This window comes from Kiritimatiellia bacterium (assembly GCA_028715905.1).
GTDB lineage: Bacteria > Verrucomicrobiota > Kiritimatiellia > JAAZAB01 > JAAZAB01 > JAQUQV01.
Genome location: JAQUQV010000008.1, coordinates 1 through 24,076 on the forward strand (window position 1 = coordinate 1; position 24,076 = coordinate 24,076).

22 protein-coding genes and 2 tRNA genes are annotated in these 24,076 nt (G+C 53.7%); 16 read left to right on the top strand and 8 right to left on the bottom strand.

Annotated elements, in window-relative coordinates; genetic code table 11:
* Window positions 1–227: 227 nt before the first annotated feature.
* Window positions 228–467: a hypothetical protein gene (locus tag PHP98_02900; GenBank protein ID MDD5482589.1), complete on the top strand. Its 240-nt coding sequence runs from the start codon at window positions 228–230 to the stop codon at window positions 465–467.
* Here the strand turns inward: PHP98_02900 and PHP98_02905 are convergent.
* Window positions 430–506, bottom strand: a tRNA-Arg gene (locus PHP98_02905). The genes PHP98_02900 and PHP98_02905 overlap by 38 nt on opposite strands.
* A 147-nt stretch (window positions 507–653) precedes the next feature.
* On the opposite strand from PHP98_02905, the gene PHP98_02910 reads away from it, so the two are divergent.
* The 3 genes from PHP98_02910 (at window position 654) to nadB (ending at window position 3,923) form a co-directional block, all read left to right on the top strand.
* The gene (locus PHP98_02910) at window positions 654–1,892 is read left to right on the top strand and encodes a CNNM domain-containing protein (GenBank protein ID MDD5482590.1); all 1,239 of its coding nucleotides are present in this window, start codon (window positions 654–656) and stop codon (window positions 1,890–1,892) included.
* Between the two features lie 97 nt (window positions 1,893–1,989).
* Complete coding sequence (locus PHP98_02915; protein MDD5482591.1) at window positions 1,990–2,307, top strand: hypothetical protein; 318 nt, start codon at window positions 1,990–1,992, stop codon at window positions 2,305–2,307.
* Complete coding sequence (gene nadB / locus PHP98_02920) at window positions 2,304–3,923, top strand: L-aspartate oxidase (GenBank protein ID MDD5482592.1); 1,620 nt, start codon at window positions 2,304–2,306, stop codon at window positions 3,921–3,923. Before PHP98_02915 ends, nadB begins: the two co-directional genes overlap by 4 nt.
* Before the next feature lie 6 nt (window positions 3,924–3,929).
* On the opposite strand, the gene PHP98_02925 is transcribed toward nadB, so the two are convergent.
* The gene (locus PHP98_02925) at window positions 3,930–4,727 is read right to left on the bottom strand and encodes a hypothetical protein (GenBank protein MDD5482593.1); all 798 of its coding nucleotides are present in this window, start codon (window positions 4,725–4,727) and stop codon (window positions 3,930–3,932) included.
* A gap of 264 nt (window positions 4,728–4,991) precedes the next feature.
* Here PHP98_02925 and PHP98_02930 point away from each other — a divergent pair, with 264 nt between their 5' ends.
* The gene (locus PHP98_02930) at window positions 4,992–5,654 is read left to right on the top strand and encodes a YSC84-related protein (protein MDD5482594.1); all 663 of its coding nucleotides are present in this window, start codon (window positions 4,992–4,994) and stop codon (window positions 5,652–5,654) included.
* A 117-nt stretch (window positions 5,655–5,771) separates the two neighbouring features.
* On the opposite strand, the gene PHP98_02935 is transcribed toward PHP98_02930, so the two are convergent.
* The 3 genes from PHP98_02935 to PHP98_02945 all read right to left on the bottom strand — a co-directional run bounded on the left by PHP98_02935 (window position 5,772) and on the right by PHP98_02945 (window position 7,251).
* Window positions 5,772–5,844: transfer RNA gene (locus PHP98_02935), tRNA-Ala, on the bottom strand.
* 58 nt (window positions 5,845–5,902) lie between these two features.
* The gene (locus PHP98_02940) at window positions 5,903–6,043 is read right to left on the bottom strand and encodes a hypothetical protein (GenBank protein MDD5482595.1); all 141 of its coding nucleotides are present in this window, start codon (window positions 6,041–6,043) and stop codon (window positions 5,903–5,905) included.
* 116 nt (window positions 6,044–6,159) lie between these two features.
* The gene (locus PHP98_02945) at window positions 6,160–7,251 is read right to left on the bottom strand and encodes a Gfo/Idh/MocA family oxidoreductase (protein ID MDD5482596.1); all 1,092 of its coding nucleotides are present in this window, start codon (window positions 7,249–7,251) and stop codon (window positions 6,160–6,162) included.
* Window positions 7,252–7,439: 188 nt separating this feature from the next.
* Here PHP98_02945 and PHP98_02950 point away from each other — a divergent pair, with 188 nt between their 5' ends.
* From PHP98_02950 to PHP98_02965, 4 genes are all read left to right on the top strand, one after another.
* Complete coding sequence (locus PHP98_02950) at window positions 7,440–8,627, top strand: GntR family transcriptional regulator (protein MDD5482597.1); 1,188 nt, start codon at window positions 7,440–7,442, stop codon at window positions 8,625–8,627.
* 40 nt (window positions 8,628–8,667) lie between these two features.
* Entirely contained in the window at window positions 8,668–9,738 is a 1,071-nt protein-coding gene (locus PHP98_02955) for a uroporphyrinogen decarboxylase family protein (protein ID MDD5482598.1), read from the top strand.
* A 70-nt stretch (window positions 9,739–9,808) separates the two neighbouring features.
* A complete protein-coding gene (locus PHP98_02960) occupies window positions 9,809–12,358 on the top strand; it encodes a DUF4838 domain-containing protein (protein MDD5482599.1) in 2,550 nt (849 codons plus the stop codon).
* Window positions 12,359–12,392: 34 nt separating this feature from the next.
* Window positions 12,393–12,557: a hypothetical protein gene (locus PHP98_02965; protein MDD5482600.1), complete on the top strand. Its 165-nt coding sequence runs from the start codon at window positions 12,393–12,395 to the stop codon at window positions 12,555–12,557.
* Between the two features lie 62 nt (window positions 12,558–12,619).
* On the opposite strand, the gene PHP98_02970 is transcribed toward PHP98_02965, so the two are convergent.
* Both PHP98_02970 and PHP98_02975 read right to left on the bottom strand, forming a co-directional pair.
* Entirely contained in the window at window positions 12,620–13,498 is an 879-nt protein-coding gene (locus PHP98_02970) for a hypothetical protein (protein ID MDD5482601.1), read from the bottom strand.
* Window positions 13,499–13,525: 27 nt separating this feature from the next.
* Window positions 13,526–16,207, bottom strand: a complete 2,682-nt coding sequence (locus PHP98_02975; GenBank protein ID MDD5482602.1) for a DEAD/DEAH box helicase — start codon at window positions 16,205–16,207, stop codon at window positions 13,526–13,528.
* 374 nt (window positions 16,208–16,581) lie between these two features.
* Here PHP98_02975 and PHP98_02980 point away from each other — a divergent pair, with 374 nt between their 5' ends.
* Window positions 16,582–16,881, top strand: a complete 300-nt coding sequence (locus tag PHP98_02980; protein MDD5482603.1) for a hypothetical protein — start codon at window positions 16,582–16,584, stop codon at window positions 16,879–16,881.
* Here the strand turns inward: PHP98_02980 and PHP98_02985 are convergent.
* Window positions 16,832–17,272: a hypothetical protein gene (locus PHP98_02985; protein ID MDD5482604.1), complete on the bottom strand. Its 441-nt coding sequence runs from the start codon at window positions 17,270–17,272 to the stop codon at window positions 16,832–16,834. The two genes, PHP98_02980 and PHP98_02985, sit on opposite strands and share 50 nt — an antisense overlap.
* A gap of 129 nt (window positions 17,273–17,401) precedes the next feature.
* Between PHP98_02985 and PHP98_02990 the strand changes: the two genes are divergently transcribed.
* The 6 genes from PHP98_02990 to dapB all read left to right on the top strand — a co-directional run bounded on the left by PHP98_02990 (window position 17,402) and on the right by dapB (window position 24,056).
* Window positions 17,402–17,794: a Rid family detoxifying hydrolase gene (locus tag PHP98_02990; GenBank protein ID MDD5482605.1), complete on the top strand. Its 393-nt coding sequence runs from the start codon at window positions 17,402–17,404 to the stop codon at window positions 17,792–17,794.
* Between the two features lie 140 nt (window positions 17,795–17,934).
* On the top strand, window positions 17,935–19,956 hold the full coding sequence (locus PHP98_02995) for an elongation factor G (protein ID MDD5482606.1): 2,022 nt from the start codon (window positions 17,935–17,937) through the stop codon (window positions 19,954–19,956).
* A gap of 80 nt (window positions 19,957–20,036) precedes the next feature.
* Window positions 20,037–20,957, top strand: a complete 921-nt coding sequence (locus tag PHP98_03000; protein ID MDD5482607.1) for a radical SAM protein — start codon at window positions 20,037–20,039, stop codon at window positions 20,955–20,957.
* Window positions 20,958–20,967: 10 nt separating this feature from the next.
* Window positions 20,968–22,224 carry a diaminopimelate decarboxylase gene (gene lysA, locus PHP98_03005; protein ID MDD5482608.1) on the top strand — a complete coding sequence of 419 codons (1,257 nt, stop codon included), beginning with the start codon at window positions 20,968–20,970 and terminating at the stop codon, window positions 22,222–22,224.
* Window positions 22,225–22,306: 82 nt separating this feature from the next.
* Window positions 22,307–23,173: a 4-hydroxy-tetrahydrodipicolinate synthase gene (dapA, locus tag PHP98_03010; GenBank protein ID MDD5482609.1), complete on the top strand. Its 867-nt coding sequence runs from the start codon at window positions 22,307–22,309 to the stop codon at window positions 23,171–23,173.
* A 79-nt stretch (window positions 23,174–23,252) separates the two neighbouring features.
* Window positions 23,253–24,056, top strand: coding sequence for a 4-hydroxy-tetrahydrodipicolinate reductase (gene dapB, locus PHP98_03015; protein MDD5482610.1), 804 nt, complete (start codon window positions 23,253–23,255; stop codon window positions 24,054–24,056).
* Window positions 24,057–24,076: the final 20 nt, after the last annotated feature.

Sequence of the window (24,076 nt, forward strand, 5' to 3'; positions counted from 1 at the left end):
CCCTCGCGCATACACGAGTATAGCGCTTCGCGCGGCGCCGGTCCATCTGAACCGGACTGGCCTTTCTTTTTCGAATCCGGCTCCGCCGGAAGCCAAATTCACCCCACGCTTGCATCGGGCTTCGCTCAAAGCTACGCCCGAGTTCAGACTTTCTCTGTTGCTTCTTCCGAAATAAAGTGGAAATGCGCCGTTGATCTCTTATGTTATGGGTGAACAAACAACCATTCATGGATCAAATGGCTGCCGTTAAAGACGTTTGCCCAACCCTTCTTATTAATAGCATGGAGCAGCCGGGAGCATGGGAAAAAAGGCTGCTCAATGGTGTGGTATGCCGTGGAAACAAAGGGGGAGTCAAGCAAAAACCGCATCAAAAGCCGTATCAAAATGACTTTTATCGAGCTCTGGCAACGTTCAAATGCTTAAAAACACTGGCGTACCTGGCTGGATTTGAACCAGCAGCCTTCTGATCCGTAGTCAGATGCTCTGTCCAGTTGAGCTACAGGTACCCATAAGCGCCGGTTAAAGCATAGAAAAACGGCCGGCGTGTTCAAGCTTTATTTTATAAATACGAAAAAAAATAATACTTTCACTTGCGCGCCGGACTTGATATTGTGCTTCCAAAGCTTGAAATAAACGGGAAGGAGCGCAAGAAAATGCTGCTGTTTATCGCGGTGGTTTTGTTTACGGTGGTCATGTCGTTCATATGTTCATTGAGCGAGGCGAGTTTGTTGAGTTTGTCATCAGCCGATATCGCGCGGATATCGGAAAAGCGGCCGAAAACGGCCGAGATCATGAGGGGATTCCGGAATAATATACAAAAGCCGATCGCGGTAATTCTGATCACGAATACCCTGGCCAACACGATGGGCGCTTCGGTTGCCGGCAGTTTATTCGGCAGTTTGTTCGGTTCCAAGCTGATCCTGGTGTTTTCCATTGTTTTATCCTATGTTATCATTCAATGGAGCGAAATATTGCCGAAATCGCTCGGGGTGCGGTTCAACCGGCAGGTGGCCTGCCTGATTGCCGGTCCTTTGCAAAAAGGCATGGCAATATTGAACCCCTTCACTTCTTTTATAGAATGGATGAACCGCCCGTTTTTATCGCGCGGCATGGTTAAGTCCGGGCATGACACTATCGGCGACATTTCCGTGCTGGCGCGCTTCGCCTTTTATAACAAGCTCATCACCAGCGAGCAGGAGGGTATTGTGGCGCGCAGCCTGAAATTGTCGCAGACCGCGGTGCGGGACATAATGGTGGCGCGTGAGGAGATAAAATATCTTTCAACGGACATGTCTCTGGCCGACGCTTTGATTGAAGCCCACCTGCACCATCACACACGTTATATCCTGGTTAACAAGGGCAATCTTGACGAGGTGCTCGGTTACGTGAACGTCAAGGATATTGTCAGCGCCCTGCAGACCAATCCGAAGGACCCTTCCCTGAAGGGCATCTCGCGCCCGATACCGGTTATAAAATCATCGCAATTTGCCACGGAATTGCTGAAGAGTCTGACCAAAAGCTACCAGCATATTGCCCTGGTGCACGATGCAGACGGGCGCACCGCCGGCCTGATTACCATTGAGGACGTGGTGGAGGCGATTGTCGGCGACATGGAGGATGAGTATGATATTTTGCCCGCCTATGTGTATCGTCTCTCGGACGTCCGTTTTATCGTGGGCGGAGGCGCCTCCCTGGAGCTCCTGAAAAGCCAGACCGGGTTTGATTTGCCCGACGAAGGCGCCACGGTTAATGATTTATTGCTTGGCCTTGTCGGGACGGGCCTTCCGGCCGTTGAGAAAAAAATCGCATACAAGGACATTGTTTTTATCATTCGCAAAATGCGCCGTTCAAAAATTCATGAAGTGATGGTTGAAGGCCGTCCGCAAGTTTAACGGTTTTTGCTGCCGCGCGGTTTTTGCGGGCCGCGCGCCGGAACGGGGTGGTTTCAAAACGGCCGGTTTCGTTTTCTATTTAAAAAAAAGGGGGAGGGTGCGAGCCGCGATTTATTTGTCGGCGCTGGTCTGGCCCGGCGCGGGGCAATACGCCCAGAAAAGATGGCTGGCGGGGACGTTTTATGCCGTGGTATTCCTGGCCGGCGTGGTGTTTCTGTTCGTGTCGGTTTTGACTCCATTGTTTCGGATGTTGTATGCGCTGGCGGATTTTTCCGGCCGGTCGGAAGAGTTTCTTGCGGTTCAGCCGTCCCTGCGGAACATTCTGCTTTCGTTCGGTTTTTTGTTTCTTGTTTATCTCGGCGGTCTGCTGGATACGATTATTTATTGCCGGCGGCGTGAGCGGGACGGTATATGAAAATATATGATTTTGATTTTGTGGTCATCGGCAGCGGCATCGCTGGATTGATGTCGGCCATTCATCTCGGCCGGCTGGGGCGTGTCTGTGTTCTGACAAAGAAAGACAGCGCTGAAAGCAATACCAATTATGCCCAGGGCGGCATTGCCTGCGTGTTTTCTTCCGACGACAGTTTTGAGGAGCATGTCCAGGACACGCTCACGGCCGGCGCCGGGCTCTGCGATGAAAAGGTGGTGCGCCGGATTGTCGCTTCAGGACCGGCGCGCATCGCGGAACTGGAAGTTCTGGGAATGAAGTTTGCCGAAGAAGAGACTTCCGGCGGCGTGCGTTACGACCTCGGCCGGGAGGGCGGGCATTCCAAGCGGCGGGTGCTGCATGCCGGCGATATTACCGGACGTGAAATTGAAAAAATTCTGCTGGAAAAGGCGCGCGCCTCAAAGGCCGTGATCATGGAGCATTGTCTGGCAATAGACCTGATCACCACCGGCTGGCTTGGGCTGAGCGGCCCGAACCGCTGTGTCGGCGGTTATTTCCTGAACAGGCGGACGGGCGAAATTTCGGCCTTCCGCGCCCCGCATACCGTTCTGGCAACCGGCGGAGGCGGCAAGGTGTATCTTTACACCAGCAATCCCGATATCGCCACCGGCGACGGTCTGGCCCTGGCATGGCGCGCGGGGGTGCCGATTAAAAACATGGAATTCATCCAGTTTCATCCGACCTGCCTGTATCACAGCGAAGCAAAATCGTTTTTAATCAGCGAGGCGGTCCGCGGCGAGGGGGCAGTCCTGGTGGATGCGGCCGGAAAACCTTTCATGGAACGTTACGATCCGCGCGGTTCACTGGCGCCGCGCGATATTGTCGCCCGCGCCATAGACCGTGAAATGAAAACCAGCGGCGCGAGATGCGTTTATCTGGACATCCGCTCCCAGTCGCCGGAGTTTTTAAAAAAACGGTTCCCGAATATTTACCGGACCTGCAAAACGTACGGTTTTGACATGGCCAGAGACCTGGTTCCGGTGGTTCCGGCGGCGCATTATTTTTGCGGCGGAGTGGAGGCGGCTGTTGACGGCGCGACGGCCTTGCCGGGACTCTATGCCTGCGGCGAGGTTGCCTGCACGGGGTTGCACGGCGCCAACCGTCTGGCCAGCAATTCCCTGCTGGAGGCGCTCGTCTGCGCTTTTGAAATGTCCGCGGCCGTTTCCCGCGTGCCGCGCCGGTTTGAGAAAGTTAAAATTCCGGACTGGCAGACCGGGGCGGCTGTGTCCAGCGACGAATCAATTGTAATCGCCCACAACTGGAACGAGGTGCGCACCTGTCTCTGGGATTACGTCGGCATTGTCCGCACGAACAAGCGGTTGGAGCGCGCGCGGCGGAGGATCGGCAATCTCCGCGCCGAAATTCAGGAATATTACTATGATTACGTGGTTACCGCCGACCTGCTTGAGCTCAGGAATATTGCCGCGGTCGGCGAGTTGATTGTCAGTTCGGCCGCCTTGCGGCATGAGAGCCGGGGACTGCATTATACGCTTGATTACCCGGGAAAAGACAACTCCCGTGCGCCGGTTGACACCGTTATCCGCGACAAACCCGGCGGGAAACTGTGGGGCGCGAACTGATTTTGCTCATGAACTGACGCCTGGTAGTCGCGGCTCTTCAGGCGTGATAAATTGTGCAAGATGTTTGCGCATGACGGCGAAGGTGCACCAGGAGGCCCGCGGCTTGTATTTCAGTTCAAGATTGGTTCTTATGTATTCCCCTTGTTTGTAATTGAAGGTTTTGCGGGAGGTGATGATTTGTCCCCAGGAACCGAGTTTGCCGACGATATTACACGGTTCCTCAAGGTTTTCCTGCCACTGGCGCGGAAAGAATTTCAGCCATTGCGGCGATGAATTCAGCCAGGTGAGAGTTCTCAGGACGCCATAACCGAACTCCTTTTCGCCGGCATCCATCAGCCGCAGGAGGCATTCGGCCGTGTAACGTTCTTCCGCGAGGATTGATTTCGGCGCGATGGAATTGGTGATGTGAAAGTTGCAATAGTCTGCCGGCAGTCCGCATGTGCTCGGCGCATCGTATCGGACGCAGCTTCCGTTGTATTTAGCGAGCACATTCTTTTCCCAGCGCAGGTTTTCCGACAGGAACCACTCCAGGTGCGGCTCAAGCATCCGCCATCCGTGTTCTTCAAACTCGCCGGAAGTTTTTGCTTGTCCATAAAGCTTTTTAAGCCTTTCGGTAAGTTCCTTTTCCAGTTCCGAGTTTTGAATGCCGGTTATTTCCCAGATGGAAGTCCGTCTGAGAATGGCGGAGTCTATTGTTTCTTCCGGGTGTTTCCGGAGGTATTCAGCCGCGAAAAAAAGAAACAATTTTATGACTTCGCGGATAAACTCGCGGTGCTCTTCGGGCGTCCGGGGTGATGTATTCAATGCTGCCAACCAGGGCCTCCCTTGTTTCAATGGTTTTCAGGTATCAGGCGCGTAATTGTAGCCGCGGAGTGTTTTTTGTCAATGGGCGATCCATTTCAAAATCAGCATGAAGTATGGCGCAATGGCCCAATAACCGGCCGAAAAAAGCTTGAACCGGACCGGCAAAGGCGGCAGAATGCACATCGGCAGACAATTCAATCTTAATCGTCCCGGGGCCGGATTGATCAACCGCCGGAACATCGTTAAAACAATAGGAGGAAAAAAATGAAAATAACTGCGGGAATATTATTGGCGGCAGTTTTAATTGCCGCCGGCGGCGCGGCGCGCGCGGAAGGATTGCAGGATTCGGTGGACCAGGCCGCGGACATTATTAAACGTTTCAAGGAAATGCCGGAAAAATCCATTCCGGAGAAAGTTATCCGTGATGCCCGCGGGTTGGCGATTATGACCGTGGTTAAGGCCGGTTTTGTTTTGAGCGCCCGCGGCGGCCAGGGCATTGTCGTTGCCCGTCTTGCCGGCACCAATGAATGGTCGGGGCCTTCGGCCATTGCCACCGGCGGCGCCGGGTTGGGGTTTCAAATCGGCGCACAGGCCAGCGAATTTGTTCTGGTGTTGAATACGGCTGAGGCGGTGAAGGCGTTTTCCAGGGGAGGGAACATTTCGCTCGGCACGGATTTAAGCGTCGCCGCCGGACCGGTCGGACGCGACCTGGCCGTGGATGTTGCGCCAACGACCGCCATTTACACTTACAGCAAAAGCCAGGGACTGTTCGCGGGCGTGTCGCTGGAAGGCACGGTCATTGTCACGCGCAGCGAATCCAACACAAAATATTACGGCAAACATGTTGAACCAGATGACATCCTCAGCGGCAAAATACCGCCGCCGGAAGGCGCCCGCCGTTTGATTCGGGAACTGAAAAATTTCTGATGCCCGGCGGCATCCCGGAAAAAGAAAAACAATCGCTTCCGCGAATCCGCTCCGGCGGAACGGGAATCATATGCCTTCTTGCCGGCTTGCCCGGCCGTAGCCCGGCAGGGAGGGGGATGGAGCGGAGGAGATTCGAACTCCCGACCCCCACGTTGCGAACGTGGTGCTCTACCAACTGAGCTACCGCCCCGTTTCAGAAATGCGGAAGGCAGAATTATAACAGCCTGCTTGCCGCGCCTTCAGCGCGGTTACTGCCGCGCGGGCGCAATGGCGGCGGCTGCCGCCTGCTTGGCCTGCATTTTCATTTTTTTCTTCAGTTGCTTTTCTTTGATTGAAAGCTTGGGTTTGTTAGTGTGCCCGACGTTGCCTCTATCCATTCCTTTTGCCATGGCGTTTCCCTTTCGCTTTGCTTCTATGGTGAAAGTTGCAACGGACTCATATTGTTTATTCGCCCGGAAAAAATCAATAAAAAACCGTTAAATTTTGCGCGCCCGCATGCGCAAAATTAAGGCGTCGCCTGCCGCATGACTTCTTTAATTTTTACGATGCGTTTTTCCGCCATGGATTTTTCGGCGGCCACGGCCACGGCCACGGCTGTTTTCCCTATCGCGGCGCCGGCAAACGGTTTTTTGCCTTTGCGTATGCAATCCGCAAAATCAACGAATATTCCGTCATTGCCGTTTTGATTGAAGGCGGTTGGAACATTTCCGCTGGTCGCGATGTTTATCCGCGCGATATTGCGCGAGTCATTCGGTAAAATTTCAACGTTTTGGCCAAGGTCAAAGCCTTCCGTCCTGATCATGCCTTTTGCGCCGGCCGCGCCGATTTCCCGCACGTGCTGGCCGACCCCGCACTCGCATTTGAAAGGCAACCCCATAAACATGCAGAGCTGCAGGAACGCTCTGCCGCCGTTTTCATAGTCAATAATCACATAGGCATTGTCCGCGATGTTGCTGTTCAACCCGAACGGTTTTTTAAACACGTCCGCCGCGCCGGAAGCGAAGACTTGCAGCGGCTTTGAGCCCATGAGCCAGTTGAAAACATCAAAATGATGACAGCTTTTTTCAACCAGCATGCCTCCGCTTTTTCGCCTGTCAAAGGCCCAGGACATGGTTTCCGGGAATGGATTGCGGAATTCTCTGATCCAGGCCATGACCGGCTTGCCGATTTCGCCTGCTTTGATAAGCGCCGCCGCCTTCTGTAAATGCGCGTGATAACGCATTTGTTGGCCGACCATAAAAATCTTTTTCGCCCTGTTGGCGGCGGCAATCATGTCGTCGCATTCCTTCACGGAAAGCGCGAGCGGCTTTTCGCAATAAACGTGCTTGCCGGACTGAAACGCCCGGATGCTCAGGTCGCGGTGGGCGAATTGCGGAGCGGCAATCACAACCGCCTCTATTTCATTATCCTGAAAAACATCCGTTGCATTGGTTGTAACTTGCAGGCCGGCGCCAAGCTGTTCTTTGGCGGCCTGAAGCCGCTCTTCTCGTTTATCGCAGATCTTCATGATGTTAAATGAATTGTTGTTGATCAGGTTTTGCGCAAGCCCTTGGGCGCGGAATCCGAAGCCGATTATAGCCGTCTTTATTTTTTTCATGTTTTTTTCTTTTGAAAACCAAGAATAACATATAAAACGATTTTATCAATAGAAAAATGCGATTATATAAAAAATAAAATGTATTTTATTGTTGATATTTTTGCGCCGATTGCTTATTTTAAAGAAAAGGCAGGAGGCTGTAGACGGAGATTATATTTAGCTGCCTTCAGGTTTCAGTCTGTCAAGCCATGTACAAATATCTTGAACTTAAAAATCGTATCATTGACGGCATTGTCAGGGGAAGATGGCCGGTCGGTTCCATCCTGCCGAAAGAAAACGAGCTCGTCGCGCAATTTAACATCTCGCAGTCAACGGTCTGCAACGCCATGCGGGCGCTGGTAACGGAAGGGTATATCAGACGCAGAAAAAACGTCGGGACGATCGTGATCAACGACAAGCCGATTGCGGACAATGTTCCGGAACCGGCGGAAATATACGTGGCGGGAATGCCGCCTGCGCAGTATGCGCATACCATCAATTGGTTTGTCAGCGAGGAATGTCTTCGGGGTATTCTTAATAATGCCAGTTATCCGGTTAAAATGATGCGCGCATCGGAATTTGTTAAAAAATGGGGCGCCGTTTGCAGTGTGCCGCCTTCGCCGGCCCGGCGGCGCGTCCCGGCCGGGCCGCCGGGCGCATGCGCGGCTCGCCCCGTGGGTTCGTTCCGTCTGCCGGAGCCGGAAGGAATTATTGGCTCTGGCCGGCTGATTTCCGATGCCGGGCGGCCGCCCGTTCGCCGCGGTCTCATCTTGTCTGATCCCGAACCGGATATTTTGGCGCGGGTTAAGGATTTACCCTGTGTTTGTATAAACCGATTGGCGTCTAAATTTCTGCCTTTCAACAGCGTCAACAACGATTCAGCCCAGACGGGTTATCAGTCAATATCCTATTTGGCGCACGAGCTCGGCCATCAAAAAATAGCAATTGTATGGGGAGGGCAATTGTATCATCAGGATTTTATGGCCGGCTGCCGGCGGGCATTTTCCATGTTTGCGTTGGCGCTGGACGAGAATCTGGTCGTTGACACGCGGGGCGGGGGTGAGGAAGCAGGATATGCCGCCGGGCAAAAGCTTTTGAAGCGGCGGAAACAATTTACCGCCGTATGTGTTGACACTGATTATAAGGCTTTGGGCTTAATTAAAGCTCTGTGCGCCGCCGGCGCGCGCGTGTCGGAGGATATTTCCGTGATTGGCGCGGATGACATTCCGGAAATCAGCGAAAAGAACGGCCTGACCACCATCAACCGCGCCTTTTACGAAACCGGCGAACAGGCGGTCAAAATGCTTGAAAAACGCCTTGCTGATCCCGATTTAAAGCCGGCTTCGGTCATGATTTGCGGTCATATCGTTGAACGGCAGACATGCCGGAAAATATAAAAACCTGTGTTGGGCAGTATTTTTGCCCGCCGGACATATGATGACTCCAAGACAAAGAGTTGAAATTGCGCTGAAGGGCGGCCACGGCGTCCGCGTGCCGTTTACCATGTATGAGACTATGATTCCCCAATGCGCCGCGGAACGCGAAATGCGCAATCGCGGTCTGTGTATCGTCAAGCGCGTCGACTGCTTTAAGACTCATCGTCCGAACGTCAAGACATATAGTCATACGTTTTATGAAAACCACCGCCAACTGGTCCGGCATTTTTATGAAACGCCGTATGGCGTTCTCACCACCCTGCATGAGCCGTCTGGCTTTACCAGCTGGGCACTTGAGCGGATGTATAAGAAGCCGGACGATTACAAGGCAATGCTTTTCTTTATCAAGGACGAGGTCTATGAGCCGGATTACGAACACGTTGCGTCCCTGGACAAGACGCTTGGCGAGGATGTGATCTTAAGGGCGGGCATTGGCGGCGAGCCGTTGCAATCGCTTGTTTCAGGCCCGTTTTTTGATACCGCTCAATTCTGCCTTGAATGGATGGATCATCGTGATGAACTCATGAAATTGTACGATGCCATCGCCGCGAAACGCCGTTCCATCTACAAACTGGTCGCAGATGCGCCGGTATTGCACGCCAATTACGGCGGCAACGTTACGCCGGAAATAATCGGGCTGGAAATGTTCAGGCAATACTACGTTCCGCATTACAACGAGGCTGCGGAAATATTGCACAAAAAAGGGAAACTTATCGGGTGCCATTTTGACGCCAATTGCAAATTGTTTGCGGATGCCATCGCCAAAACCAGGTTGGATTACATTGAGGCGTTCACGCCGGCGCCGGATACCGACATGCGCATAGCGGATGCGCGCCAGGCCTGGTCCGACAAGGTTATATGGTTGAATTTTCCTTCCAGCGTGCATCTGAAACCGGACGGGGTGGTGGAACAGACGACCGTTGACCTGCTTGATCAGGCGGAATCAATTGACGGTTTGATTATGGGAATTACCGAGGATATCCCGCCTGACCGCTGGCAAAACAGCTGCCGCGCGGTCATGGAGGGGCTTGACCGCCATGCGCGCCAAAGACCGGAATTGTATCGGGATTGATTTCAGACGGCGAAAGGGCGGGAAAAACGGAGCCGGAACACATGATAAGCAGAAAGGAAACAAAAGCGCCATGAAAACAGAAAATACCGCGGCAAAAACAAGCGGTCTTGGAAAAAAATCTGATTTTTCCGGGGGAAACTTGCTTAAATCGGGCGGATGGCTGCGGGGCCTTTTTTTTACGGGTCTGGTCGTGTTCCTTCTCGGATGCAACACGCGGGAAGTTGAAAACGGCGGAAAAAAATATGCCGGGGATCCTGTTATTGTTTTGCCGAAAAATGCGGATGCGATCAAAAAGTTTGCGGCGGAAGAATTGAAAAAACATCTGGAGCTTATCACCGGCAAACCGATAGAAATTACGGACGATGCAGAAGGGAAAAAGGGGTTTCCTTTTTATGTCGGGATTCCCTTTCCTGACGATAAAGCGGAATTGAAAAGAGAAGAGGCGCGGTACCGGATAACTCCGGCCGGGATCTATCTATACGGAGAGGACGCGCATGGAGAGGATGCCGACCTGGAAAAAGTTTTACACCCCCGGGTGACAAGAACAGGAACGATGTTTGCCGTTTATTTTTTCCTGGAAAATGAGCTGGGCGTGAAATGGATGGAGCCGGGGGATGACGGCATAGCTTTCTGCCCCAGGTCGGAACTGGTGTTTGCGTCCAAATGTTTTTCATGGGCGCCTGGACTGACAATCAGACAGTTTTCCTTGAACAGGCGGATCCTGTTCAGGAATGTGCCGGTGAAAATGGCCTATAACCGGGAAGAAATGGACCGGATAATCCTGGAGCACGGGATATGGTTGAGAAGAATGCGGCTTGGTTCAAGCGAAATGATTGAGATGGGGCATGCTTTCACTGACTGGTGGGAAAAATACGGCAAAAATCATCCCGAATATTTTGCGTTGAATCCGGAAAACGGCCGGCGGGAGCCCTACAGGGAAAAAAGGCCTGACCTTGCAAAGCTTTGTGTTGCCAACAGGAATGTTCAAAAGCAGATAGTGGCCAACTGGCTGGAAAGAAAAAAGAAACAGCCGGAGCTGGTCAATATCAATGTTTGCGACAATGATGGCTTTGGTTTTTGCGCCTGTCCTGAATGCCTCAAACTTGATGTCAGAAAAGAAGGAGAGCCGCTCGTGGCATGCCAGAAAGATGGAAAAAATATCCTGGCTCACATGACAGACAGAGAAGTTTGGTTCGCCAACGAAGTGCTGAAGCTGGCGCGCGAAAAATATCCCGACCTAAAAGCCGTAATGTACGGCTATGGTTGTTATCTCCAGGCGCCCCGGCGCGAAAAAGTGTCAGAGGGCGTTATCATAGAGTTTGTTCCCACCATGCTTTCGGGGAGCGCGGCAATAGAAAAACTATATTGCGATTGGAAAAATATGGGGGCAAAGGAGTTCATTCACCGGCCGAATGACATGTGGCTGGCGACGGGGCTGCCCATGGGGTTTGAAAAACTAATGTTTGCATCGTTGAAAACAGGTTTTGAAAACGGAGCTATCGGCATGCTTTTTGACTCGCTGATCACGGGTTCCTGGGAAGCCGACGGGCTTGGCTACTATGTCATAGCCCGGGCCGGCACATATCCGGACCGCAGTTTTGATGACTGGGAGGATGAATACTGTTCCGGCTTCGGCCCTGCCAAAGATGACATGAAAGAATACTTCCAATACTGGCGAAATAACTGGGACAGCAGGATATGGAACGCAAACACGCCGGACAAAGAAAATGTCTTGCAGGATGCCGCCTGCGCCTACCAGGTGGTTTTGCGCAGGATGCTTGATTACTTTACGGCGGCTGATTTTGATGCTACCGACGCCATTCTTGCAAAGGCCTCCGCAAAGGAGCTGAGCGCGGATGCAAGAAAACGCGTTGAGAAGATGCAGCTTGCCAATAAGCATTCCCGCCTCTCAATGGAACTGCTTGCGGCCTTTTCCGATGAGAATTCTTCCTTGCGCCAGAAGGTTGAGAAAGCCAAAGAGGCGTTAAATTTCAGGATAGAAAACAGGGACAAAATCAAGATGAACTGGTCTGCTTTTTTGGCCGCTGAAAGTTACTTCGGCGATGATGAGAAGCATAAATGGGACGGGCCGTTGAACGGGGCTATGGCTTGGGCCGAGGCCTTTTTTGACGGCGAGTTGGAGCCGCTCGCTCAAAAACCCCTGGTTTGGAAGTTCAAAATAGACGCCGAAGCCGCCGGAACGCAGGAAGACCTGCAGAACGCAAAATGGACCGATGTCAACAAGACATGGCTTTCCGTCAATACCGTCTGTTCCTGGGACAAGCCCCGAAGCGGACTTCCCGAAGAGATTAGAAGCAGACTTGAAAAGCATGATGGCAAAGGCTGGTATGCCGCGGCAATTAAAAAAGATGAAAGGATGAAAGATCGGAAAGTTTATCTTGTCTTTGGCGCGGCGGACGGATTCTGCCGGGTCTATGTCAATGGCGCAAAAGCGGGAGAAAATATTTGTAAAAAAGACAATGCGGGGGGCGCGCCGTTTACAATCAGGATTGACCAGCGCTTCGATGATGGTGAATGGCAGCAGATAAGAGTCTGCGTTTCAAACGCCACCGGGCCCGGCGGCATCTGCAAGCCGGTATGGCTTGCCGCCGGCAAATAAGGTGTTTCATAATGCAAGGCCATGATGCGAAAAAATGTCAGGCGCCAGGTTGGAGATAGCGCGGGCGCTGATCCGGGAACTCTTTGTGTCGTCTGCCGACATCATGCCAAACAACGAGGACGAAACGCTCGCCATTAAAATTCATCGCATGGCTTGCCCCGCTCTCGACAAGGCGATAGCCGCGCTCCTGGCGGAATGATCACCATCTCTTTTAGTATTCCAATTTTTAAGCATGGTTCTCCTTTGATTAATCGCGATGTGTTAAGAAATTTTCTTTTTTTTTGACGCGGTTTTCTGAACTATTTTTCCCGATTGTTGTTTCACGGGTTCATCCTTTTTCCGGCTTGGCAACGCGCTTGCGCGGGGCTTTGTTTTCCTGCCGGAAAGTTTCGCGCCATCCATTTCTATCCCGAACAATTTGGATATGTCTTCGTCTTTTGCTTTAATGACCCGCGCGCTTTTGACCTTGGCCTTTTTCAGCATTTTCGCGCTTTCGCGTTTGAGCATTTTGCCGACAAAGTCGTCTATTTTAATGCCGCGCAGGATGAAAAACAGTTCCGGCTTTTCGTCGAGCCGCGCCGCAGTCCCATACAGCGTTGCGGCCACATGCTTGCACATGGATGCCCAGTCCGGGCAGGAACATGAAAATTCAATCTCCCGGGGCGATGGAAACAGGCCGCTGCCCTTTTCGAGGAAAGATTCTTTCAGCTCGGCCGGAAACTCGCCTGAAAGCAGGGACTGCATGGAATCGAGCGAAGATCGGCTCTTTTCCATCAACGCCCGCCTGACCTTTTCGTTGAGCGGTTTGATGGCAATGGAAATTTCGTATGGTCTCGGACGACTGCCGGCAACCAGCGCTGTAATCGCATTGGCGGCAATCCTGAGGTCCAGCACCGATCCGTTGCGCACGTAGGACCGGCCGCGCGGCAGACGATTGCCATAGTCGGCGTAACGCTCAAGGTTCTCGTTCCATGCTCTTCCCCACCACGTTCGGGCAATTTCCCGGCCGTTGATTACAACCGGTTCAACGGCCACGCCTTTCTTTTTCAGCGCAACCGCGGCCTTTTCGGCATGGCGTATTCTTTCGGCCATGGGAACATAGCGAGGGAAGTAACTTCTGCTCCTGTATCTCCAGCTCATGACACTATTCCTTTCTCCTTAAGGCGGTTATTCATCTGCCGAAGCAAGCGTCAGCCGGAACAGATCGCGCACCTGGGCATCGTTCATTTCCGTGATCCAGTTTTCAGCCGCCGCGGGGATGATCTCCCCGGCCAGGCTTTTTTTATCCTCGATCAGGGCGTCTATCTTTTCCTCGATCGTTCCCTTGCAAATGAATTTATGCACCATCACGTTCCGTTTCTGGCCGATACGAAACGCCCGGTCCGTGGCCTGGTTTTCCACCGCCGGATTCCACCACCGGTCAAAATGAATGACGTGGTTCGCCGCAGTCAGATTCAATCCTATTCCGCCCGCTTTGAGCGAAAGAATGAAGAACGGCGCATAGTCATTACTTTGGAAGCGGTCAATGGTTTCCCTGCGCTGTTTGACCGAAGTCGAACCGTGCAGAATCAATCCCGGCGCACCGAAGACATTTTCCAGAAATGCGGACAGAGGGCCGATGATTTCCTTGAATTGCGTGAAAACCAGGGCCTTTTCCCGTTTTTCGCGGATGGTTTCGCATAATTCCGCCAGACGATTGAATTTGCCGCTTTCCTCCGCGTCAAACACGCCGGAACCGCTGTAATGATCCGGGTGATTACACACCTGCTTGCATTTCAGCAGATATGCGAGCACGACGCCTTTGCGCCGGATGCCATCGGTTTCGTTCAAATCCTTGTCCAGCCGGCGGACCAGGTCCTGATAAATAATCGTTTGCGCTTTTGAGAGCGGACAGAATGTTTTCATTTCCACCTTGTCGGGCAGATCGCTGATGATCGTTTTGTCCGTCTTGTTGCGCCGCAGGATATAGGGATGCACCACCCGGCGCAGGCGGCCAAATCCTTCGGGATGATCGGCCAGACTTTTGGCGTAGTTTTTGAATTCGTTAAATGAGCCGAGCAGCCCGGGATTGATGAAATCGAAAAGCGACCAGAGATCAGAGAGTCGGTTTTCAACCGGCGTGCCCGTCATCACGCCGCGATGAGCGCACTTAAGCGCCTTGACTGCTCTGGCCTGTTTGGTCATGGGATTTTTAATGGCCTGCGCCTCGTCGCAGACCACATAGAACCATTTGTGTTCAACAAGCCAGGAATAGCGGCTCAACATACCGTAAGTTGTAATGGCAATGTCGTATGAACTTATCTGTTTCCTGATATCATCGACAGGCGTGTCTTTCAAGACCTGTGGATGAATAATGACAGTCCGCAGGTCGGAAGTAAATTTTTCGATTTCGCGCCGCCAGTTTTCCATCAATGAGGCGGGAACAACGATCAAACTGGTTCGTCCTTTTTCCTTGAGTTGTTGCAGATGCGCAAGTATCTGGATGGTCTTGCCCAGCCCCATGTCATCCGCCAGGCAGATGCCGAATCCCAGCGTATGCAGGAAATTCAGCCAATTCAAGCCCTGCCGCTGGTAGGGACGCAATCGGGCTTTAAGCGCGGGAGAAGGATCGGTCTCGCGAATCAGCGTTGGATTGGTCATCTTTTCGAGCATTGATCTTAGCCAGTCGCCACAGGTGATTTCAACCTCGCCGGCCGACAGGCGGCCGACGGTATTCGCCTCCTTCGCGCCCATGAGCAGGCGCATGGCATCGGCAAAAGAGAGCTGCTGCGAATCGGCAAGCCTTCTGGCCTCTTTCAGAGCGTCCAGTGTCTTTTGCAGGGAAGCGGTATCGACGGCCACCCAGCGCCCCTTGATAAAAGCCAGACCTTCGGCGCTTTCCAGGATGCGCCGGGCTTCCTGTTCTGATATCTCTTCGCCGTCCAGATGCAGGCTGGCGTCAAAATCGAGCAAGGCGTTGTGACCGAGCAGGGACGGAGCGGCATTACCCACCGCGAGCGCAACCGTTGCCTTGCGTGTTCCTTTCCACCAGCGCGGAATGCGGCAGAGAATGCCGGCCGCCTCAAAGTCCGGTACGCCGTTCAGAAACGCGAACGCATCGCGCGGCGTGAATGCAATCGGATGGAATAATTCACCGGAATCCGTCAAGGCGGCGATCAATGAATTCTTTTTGGCAACCTTGTTGACCGTTGCCAGCAGTTCCAGCAGCTTGTCTTTCCGGCTGCCGTATTCCTCAAGAGCGTGCTTGAGCGGCAAGTGGCGTGTGCGGCCGCGTTCGTCAACATGCGTGGTGTAAGTTGCCATAAACGCAAAGGGACATTCTTCATCCTTGCGGTTTTCGACCAGGTGAAAATGAATGCGGTCAATATGGCGTGGCCGGGGAGAAATCTTCTGGAAATAGTCCTCGACCGAACCCTTGAAATCGCGGATTTCTTTGACAAATACAGACTGAATTGACCGCCAGATGTTCTGGATAAAGGCAGTGCCGGCATAATCAATTCCAATCATAGCCGGCATGCGTTGCCGGAAAGCATCGGCCTCGTCGTCAGCCAGTTTAATATCCAGCGTTGCGCGCTTCTTTTCTATATCGGGTGTTGTGCGCGCCTGATGAATCCAGTTGGCCGAAAAATCGCGCCAGAATGCAAGAGAAGAAGAGAGCGGAACAGTGGAGTCGGATAAGCCAAGCATCAGAAGCCATTTACCGGGTCCGTCCACGCGGCCGGCTTTAAAAACATCCATCAGCAGTTTTTCCAGCCGCTGGCGGTCATGATGTTCCGCAAGCGAGTTTTCCTCCCATTCGAGCGCCAACGAACCGTCAAAAAGGATGGAAGTGACAAGATGTTGCGGCATGGCGTTATATCACTTTTCTCGCTGTAGAAAAGCCCGCCCTTTGATTGTGAGCCGGTATTTCTGCAACCGGCTGTTGGGTTTATCGGGAATGGTCATTTCCAGGAATTTCTGCCCTGTCAATCGGATCAAACTGCGCTTGAAATTGCCGGTTCTTGTAATTTCTTCAAACACATCCCCCCTTTTGTTGCGATCATAGTAATTTCTTCTCCTGCGTTTGCCAACCTCAAAATAATGTCTGGCCGATACTCCTTTCAGGCATGGCCGCGGCCGCTGATTGAGGTCGTGCGCCGCATGGCCTTGACCGCTCCCCGGAAGTTCGCACCCTGCGCCAAAAAATCGCGATAATATCCACTACCGGCAAACCATTGGAATGGATGAAGGAATTATCCAAAACATGGATGGAATCCGATCCGAAAGAAGCCGGATACCTTTATATGGATGGCCACGTGCGGGTTTATCACGGCAAGGATGCCGTTTTCCCCCGGCGTTATGTTTCGCGCGAACGCCTCTGCTTGCGCGGTACTACGGATTATTGGGTTAACGATGCGATCGGGCGTCCGTTTTTGACTGTTTACTTCCCGTATCGTGCAAAAAATATTTTGCACGATCTATTTCAGCAAATATTCATGCGGCTTCCCGCCGTCTTTGATCCAGATACCCGAGAAAGTCCATGATCCCGGCCGCGCGCTGCTCATGCACGGAATAACGCACTTCATCCCGGTTGCCGTGATAGCGGATTTTCGCCGCTATAAAAAGCATTTTCAGGCGTGCCACTTGCAGCGTGTGTTTGGGCAGAACCACCGCTGTCGTTGGCGGCGGCGTTTCTTTATCCGCCGTCGGCTGCTGGACATGCCCGGCCAGCAGTTTCATCCAGCGCCACAGATTACAGGCCAGCATGATGATCTGGAAAAAGGCATGATTGCTTTGAAACCGCTTGGAAGGAATCGCCAGCAAGCCTTCCTGCTGAGCCTCGGCAATCAGATTTTCAACGTCAGCGCGTTGATCATAATTTGCAATCACCACATGCGGCCGGCGATTGTCGTTCTTGGCAAATACCCGGTACACGTAATTTTGCCCCACCCATCATCACCGGCCCGCCGCGATCTTTCATTACCCCAGCCGCTTAATTTCTCGCTTGCGTTTCCCTAAAACCTTCTGGTATCTTCGTAGCCCGCTTTGGAATGGGATAAAGACATGTCAAAACAAGTCATTATAGCTGAAAACGCCCCCAAACCGGTGGCGCGTTATTCCCAGGGCATTCTGGTTGATAACACGCTCTATGTTCAGGGCGTGATTGCGCTTGATCCCGCCGCCAATAAGCTCATTGCAGGTCCGATGGCCGTTCAGGCGCGCCGTGTTTTTGACAGCCTGAAGGCGATTGTTGAAAAAGCGGGATTGACCATGGCCGATGTTGTCAAGGTCACGGCATTCCTGGCTGATCTGGAAGACTATCCGGCGTTCAACGAGATTTACCGGCAGTATTTCACGGCCGATCCGCCTCCGGTGCGGACCACGGTCCAGGCCCGCATGCCCTTCGGCGCCTTGGTTGAGGTTGACGTCATTGCGGTTAAATCAAAGCAAATATGAGCCGCCGGTCTGTTTGGGCGCGAGAATCCCGGTTCCCGCCGCTGCCCGCCCCCCCCTTTTTTTTTTAAAATCTGCTCATTTTGTTTGCTTTGTGAGTTATTATGAGTAATATGATTAACTCATTTTAACGGAGGTAAAAATTGAAAGATATAGCAATCAATGACGTGAGAACCTTTGTCCTTTTGGGCCATACGGGAAGCGGCAAGACGACGTTATGCGATGCCGTCCTTTATAAAACGGGTTTAACAGACCGCATGGGGCTGGTCAGCGCCGGCACGAGTCTAAGCGACTTTACGGAAACGGAAATCAGCCGTAAAAGCAGCGTTTATGCCCAGTCGTTCACCACGGTTTTCAATGACGGCGGCAAAAAGAGCCAGATTGTGATCATAGACAGTCCGGGCGTGGACGATTTTGCCGGCCAGGTGATCTGCGCGTGCCGGGCCGTCAATTCCGCGCTGATCACGGTTGATGCTGCGGCCGGCATCCAGGTCGGCACAACCAGGGCCTGGCGCCGGGTTCAGGCGCTGGCGATGCCGCGGGGAATTGTGATTACCGGCCTTGACAAGGAAAACACGAGCTTTACGAAAACTATAGGCGAGATTCAGAATATCTGGGGTGAGAAATGCCTGCCGGTAATCGTTTTTGCCGAGGGTAAATTTATAGATGTGCTTTCCGAGGGCGCCGTTTCGCCCACGGCTGCGGAATTGGTTGAAAAAAGTAAAAATGCGTTGATTGAATGCGCCGCGGAAGGCGACGATGCCATGCTTGAAAAATACCTCGGCGGCGAAAAACTTACCGCGGATGAGCTTCAGAACGGGTTGCGGAAGGCCGTTCTGAAGGGGACGCTCATTCCCGTGTTTGCGGCGATGGCCTTGAAGAACGAGGGCCTTGACCTGTTGTTGCAAAAAATCGTTCAAGTTTTTCCCGGCCCGGCCGATGCGCCGGCCAAGGATGCCGCCGGCAAGTCGGTCAACCCCGCGCCGGATGCGCCGTTTGTCGGCCATGTCTGGAGCGCGGTTACCGATCCCTACGCCGGCAAACTGGTCTATATCCGGGTTTGCGGCGGAACGTTGCGGGAAAACATGGAGGTGAGCAATGCGGCCAAGGGGCACAAGGAACGGATCGGCCCCTTGCTTGTTCCGCAGGGCAAAAAACCAGCGGTTACCACTGAGGCCCGGGCCGGCGACATTATCGCCCTGCCCAAGTTGAAAAACACGACAATTAACGATGTCTTGTGCGCGGTCAACCACAAGGCGGAATTTACGCCGATCGTCTTTCCCAATCCCGTAATCTCAATGGCCGTTTCGGCCAAGGAGCAGAGCGACGAGGATAAAATCGGCACGGCTTTATCGCGCGTGGCGGAGGATGATCCGACCATCAGGGTTGAGCGGCGCGTTGACACCAACGAGATCATCATTGCCGGGATGGGCGACGCGCATCTGGACGTTGCCTTGAGCCAGATGAAAAAACGGAGCAACGTTACGGCCGAGTACCGCACGCCCAAGGTGCCTTACAAGGAAACCGTTACGGGATTGGGCGAGGGGCATTACAAACACAAGAAACAATCCGGCGGCCGCGGTCAGTATGCGGAAGTATATTGCAAAGTGGCGCCGAAGAAGCCGGATGAGGAATGGTTTGTTGATGAAGTGGTCGGCGGGGTCATTCCGCGCAATTTTCTGCCGGCCTGCGAAAAGGGGTTCATGGAAGCCATGCCGCATGGTGTCCTGGCCGGCTACCCGATCGTGGATGTCAAGGTGACTGTTTATGACGGCTCATACCATGACGTTGATTCGTCGGAAATTGCCTTTAAGATTGCCGCCTCCCGCGCCATGAAGGAAGCCGTGAGCAAGGCCAAACCGGTTTTGCTGGAGCCGATTATGACGGCGCGGGTCGCGGTGCCCGAGCAGTTTATGGGCGATATCAACGGGGACCTCAATCACCGCCGCGGCCGGATACTGGGGATTGAAATTGAAGACGGACTGCAGGTGATCGTGGCCGAAGTTCCCATGGCGGAAATGTTCCGTTACTGTTCGGAGCTCCGCAGCATTACCGGCGGCCGCGGCTCATTTGAAATGAGTTTTGCCCGTTATGATGTTGTGCCCAGCAATATCGCGCAGAAAATCATTGCCAGCGTGGAAAAGACCAAGGAAGAGGAAGTCTGAAAATGAATTCAACAGCCAGAAGACAGAATAAAAGCAAGACTCGCTTTTATTCGGCATTCTGACTACTGACTTCTGTTTCAATGAAACGTGTTGATTTTGAAAACATTCTTTCCCATTGCGAGCTTTGTCCGCGCCGGTGCGGCGTCAACCGCCTGGCCGGCGAACTTGGATTCTGCCGGGCGGGGAGGGAAGCGGAACTGTATCGTTACGCCCCGCATTTCGGCGAGGAACCGCCCCTTTCCGGCACGCGCGGCTCCGGCACGGTTTTTTTCACCCGCTGTACGCTGGGCTGCCTGTACTGCCAGAATTATCCCTGGAGCCAGAATGGCGCGGGCGCGAAAATTACGGTGGAATCTCTGGCGGCTGTTTTCCGGAAACTCGAAACGCAGGGATGCCACAACTGGAATCTGGTGAGCCCCACGCCCTGGCTGGCGGCGATTGCGGCAGCGCTTGAAGATGCCGGGCATGGCGGCGAAAAATTGCCGGTTGTTTACAACACCAGCGGATATGAGCGCGTGGCTATATTGCGGGCGCTGGAAAACATAGTGGACATTTATCTGACTGACCTGCGTTATTCACGGGAAAGCACCGCCCTTGCCTGCTCGCGGGCCGGCGGTTATGTGCAACATTCGCGCCTGGCCCTGCGGGAAATGTGGCGGCAGAAAGGAGCCTTGAAATTTTCGCCGTCCGGCCTGGCCGTTTCCGGCGTCATCTGCCGAATTTTAATTATGCCGGGCTTGGCCGCGGAAGCGTGCGCGAACCTCCGCTGGCTGGCGGAAAATATCGGCACGGATTTGGCCGTCAGCGTCATGGCGCAGTACACGCCGGCCTATCGGGCGGAAAAAATACCCGGCTGGAACCGGCGGATTTCTTACGGCGAATACGAGCAGGTCTGCCGCGCCGTTGAAAAAGAGGGATTTACGAACGGCTGGATTCAGGATTACAACAGATCAACGAATGCGGAGCTGGCCGGATTTAATATGCCGGCGCGGGCGCCGTGAGTTGAAAAATATGAGCGCTTTTATGAACGCCGCAGTGCTGGACCTGCCGACCGCGGATATCCGGCGGACGGCCGGCAAATATCCGACGCCGTTTTTTCTTTATTCCGAGAGGAAAATCCGCGCCAATTGTTCCGTCTTTCGCGATTCTTTCCGTTCTTTTTTTCCGTCTTTTGAGCCATTGTATGCCGTCAAGGCCAACAACAATCCGCGCTTGCTGGGCATAATCTTTTCGGAAGGTTTCGGCGCGGATGCCTCCAGCGAGGCCGAGGCCTGGATTGTGAAAAAACTCGGCGGGCGCGGCATGTACACCGGCAATTACACCGCGCCGGACGAATTCCGGTTTGTCGCCAAAACCGGCGCGTTCCTGCTGAACTTGGACGATATCACCATGCTTCCCGCCGTCAGGAAGATCGGCGTGCCGGAATTTCTTTCCTTCCGCGTCAATCCCGGCATAAGCAAGGGGGGCATGAAAAGTCTCTATCTCGCCGGTCCCGACGCGAAATACGGCGTGCCGCTTGCGCAGGCGGTAACGGCCTACCGGCGCGCAAAACACATGGGAGTGAAACGCTTCGGAATCCATGCCATGACCGGCAGCAACGTGCTGGATGAGGCGTATTTTGAGTCTGTAGCCATGATCCTGCTTGAAACGGCCGGGAAATTGAAAAAAGAGCTGGGGATCCGCATTGAACGCATGAATATCGGCGGCGGATTCGGCGTGCCTTACCGGCCGAAGGAGAAAAGCCTGGATTTGCGGCGCGTGGCGGAAGGCGTGCGCCGGGCGTTTGACCGGCAATGCGCAAAATACGGCCTGCCCGAGCCGTTGCTCATGGCGGAGCCGGGCCGTATTATCATGGCCGACACGGCCTGGCTGGTGGGCCGGGTCAATGTGGTCAAGGAAGGTTATAAAAAATTCGCCGGGATTGATGCCGGGATGAACGATCTTCCCCGCCCGGCGATCTACGACGCCTATCATCACGTAACGGTTGTCGGCAAAAAACTCTCCGGTAAAAAGCAGAAAATCAATATTGTCGGCAGGCTCTGTGAAAATAACGACCAGTTTGCCCGGGACCGCCGTCTGCCGGTTGTCAGGGTGGGGGATTTGATCGCCATCCATAACGCCGGAGCGCACGCCTATGCGATGGGCCATAATTACAATACCCGCCTGCGTAGCGCGGAATACCTGCTGAAGGAAAACGGCTCCATTCTGAAAATCAGGCGGGCGGAAACGTTTGAGGATATTTTCAGGACCGTCCGCGGACAAAGTTGATATTCACGGTTGCTTTTCGCCGCGCCGCGGTTAAAATTAAACGATAAAATTTTATTGAGCGGAAAAGGAGCGGAGGAACATTATGTTTCCAGGAGCTTATACGGCAATTGTAACACCTTTTAATAAAAAGGGCGAAATTGACTATCAGAAACTGCGCGAACTCATAGAAAGACAGATCAAGGGCGGCATAGACGGCATTGTGCCGGTCGGCACCACCGGCGAATCGCCCGTGTTGAACTACGACGAGCATCGCAAGGTCATTGAAATCTCCATTGAGGTTTGCCGTAAACGGATCAAGGTCATTGCCGGAACCGGGGCGAATTCAACCCGCGAGGCGGTTGAGTTGACGCGCTTTGCCGCCGCGGCCGGCGCCGATGGCACCCTGCAGGTTGCCCCCTATTACAACAAGCCCAATCAGGAAGGACTGGCCCGGCATTTCCTGGAAGTGGCGGAGGTCGGTCTGCCGGTTGTGCTTTATAACATTCCCGGCCGCACGGGTGTGGAGATTGCGGTTGAGACGGTGGCGCGGCTGGCGCAACATCCGAAAATAACCACTCTGAAGGAAGCCGGCGGAAACGTGGCGCGCGTCAGCCGGATTCTTGACCAATGCGAAATAGACGTTCTTTCCGGCGATGATCCCCTGACGCTTCCGATGATGTCAATCGGGGCCAAGGGAGTGATCAGCGTTGCCGCCAATATCGCGCCGGAGGCGGTCGTGAAAATGGTGCGCGCGGCGCTTGAGGCAAATTGGGCGGAAGCCATTTCCCTGCACCGGCGTTATTTCCGCCTTTTTTCGGATGTATTTTTGGATACCAATCCCATCCCGGTCAAGGCCGGTCTGGCCATGCTCGGCTTGATAGAAGAGGAATACCGCCTGCCGCTCTCCCCCATGGACGGCAAGCTCAAGGATAAACTGGCCGCCTGCCTGCGGGAATTGAATTTGATGTAACCGGCTCGCCGGCAACGGGAGCGTGAAGCAAATATTAACTCTTCCCGCGCGGCGGGAAGTTTTCCAGGGAGAAAATCACATGCTGAAAATTGCAATACTTGGCGCGGGCGGCCGGATGGGGCAGACTTTGATCCGCTGCGCGCGGCGCTTGAATAATCTCAAAATTGTCGCCGCCATTGAAGCGGAGCAGTGCCCGTTCATGGGCAAGGATGCCGGCATTGTGGCCGGGACGATGGATATCGGAGTGCCTGTTTCCGCCAATGTGCGCCAGGGCGCGGAACGGGCCGATGTGCTGATTGATTTCAGTTTTCCGTCGTCTTCCGCCAGACATGCCGCACTCGCCGCCGAGCTGAAAAAACCGATTGTCATTGGCACAACCGGTCTGAACAAGGAAGAAAATGAGTTGCTCAAAAAGGCCGCCGCCCGGACGGCGGTTTTGTCGGCCCCCAATATGAGTCTGGGCATCAATATCCTGAACAACATAATCAGCCGGATCGCGGGACAACTCGCCGATTACGATCTTGAAATAATTGAAACGCACCATGCCAACAAAACCGATGCGCCCAGCGGAACCGCCCTGCGGCTTGCCGAAACGGCCGCTGCCGCGCGCGGGAGCAGTCTTGAAAACAGCGCTGTTTACGGACGCAGGGGCAATACCGGCAAAAGAATTCCAGGCCAGATCGGCATTCTTTCAGTCAGGGGCGGCGACGTTGCCGGAGACCACACGGTTCTCTTTGCCGCCGAGGGCGAGCGGCTGGAATTGACTCACCGGGCCTCAAACCGCGACTGTTTTGCGCTGGGCGCTTTGCGCGCGGCGCAATGGCTGGCCAAACGGCCGCCGGGTTTTTATGACATGTGCGATGTGCTCGGTCTCAGGGAATAACGGCCTGATGATGAAAGTGA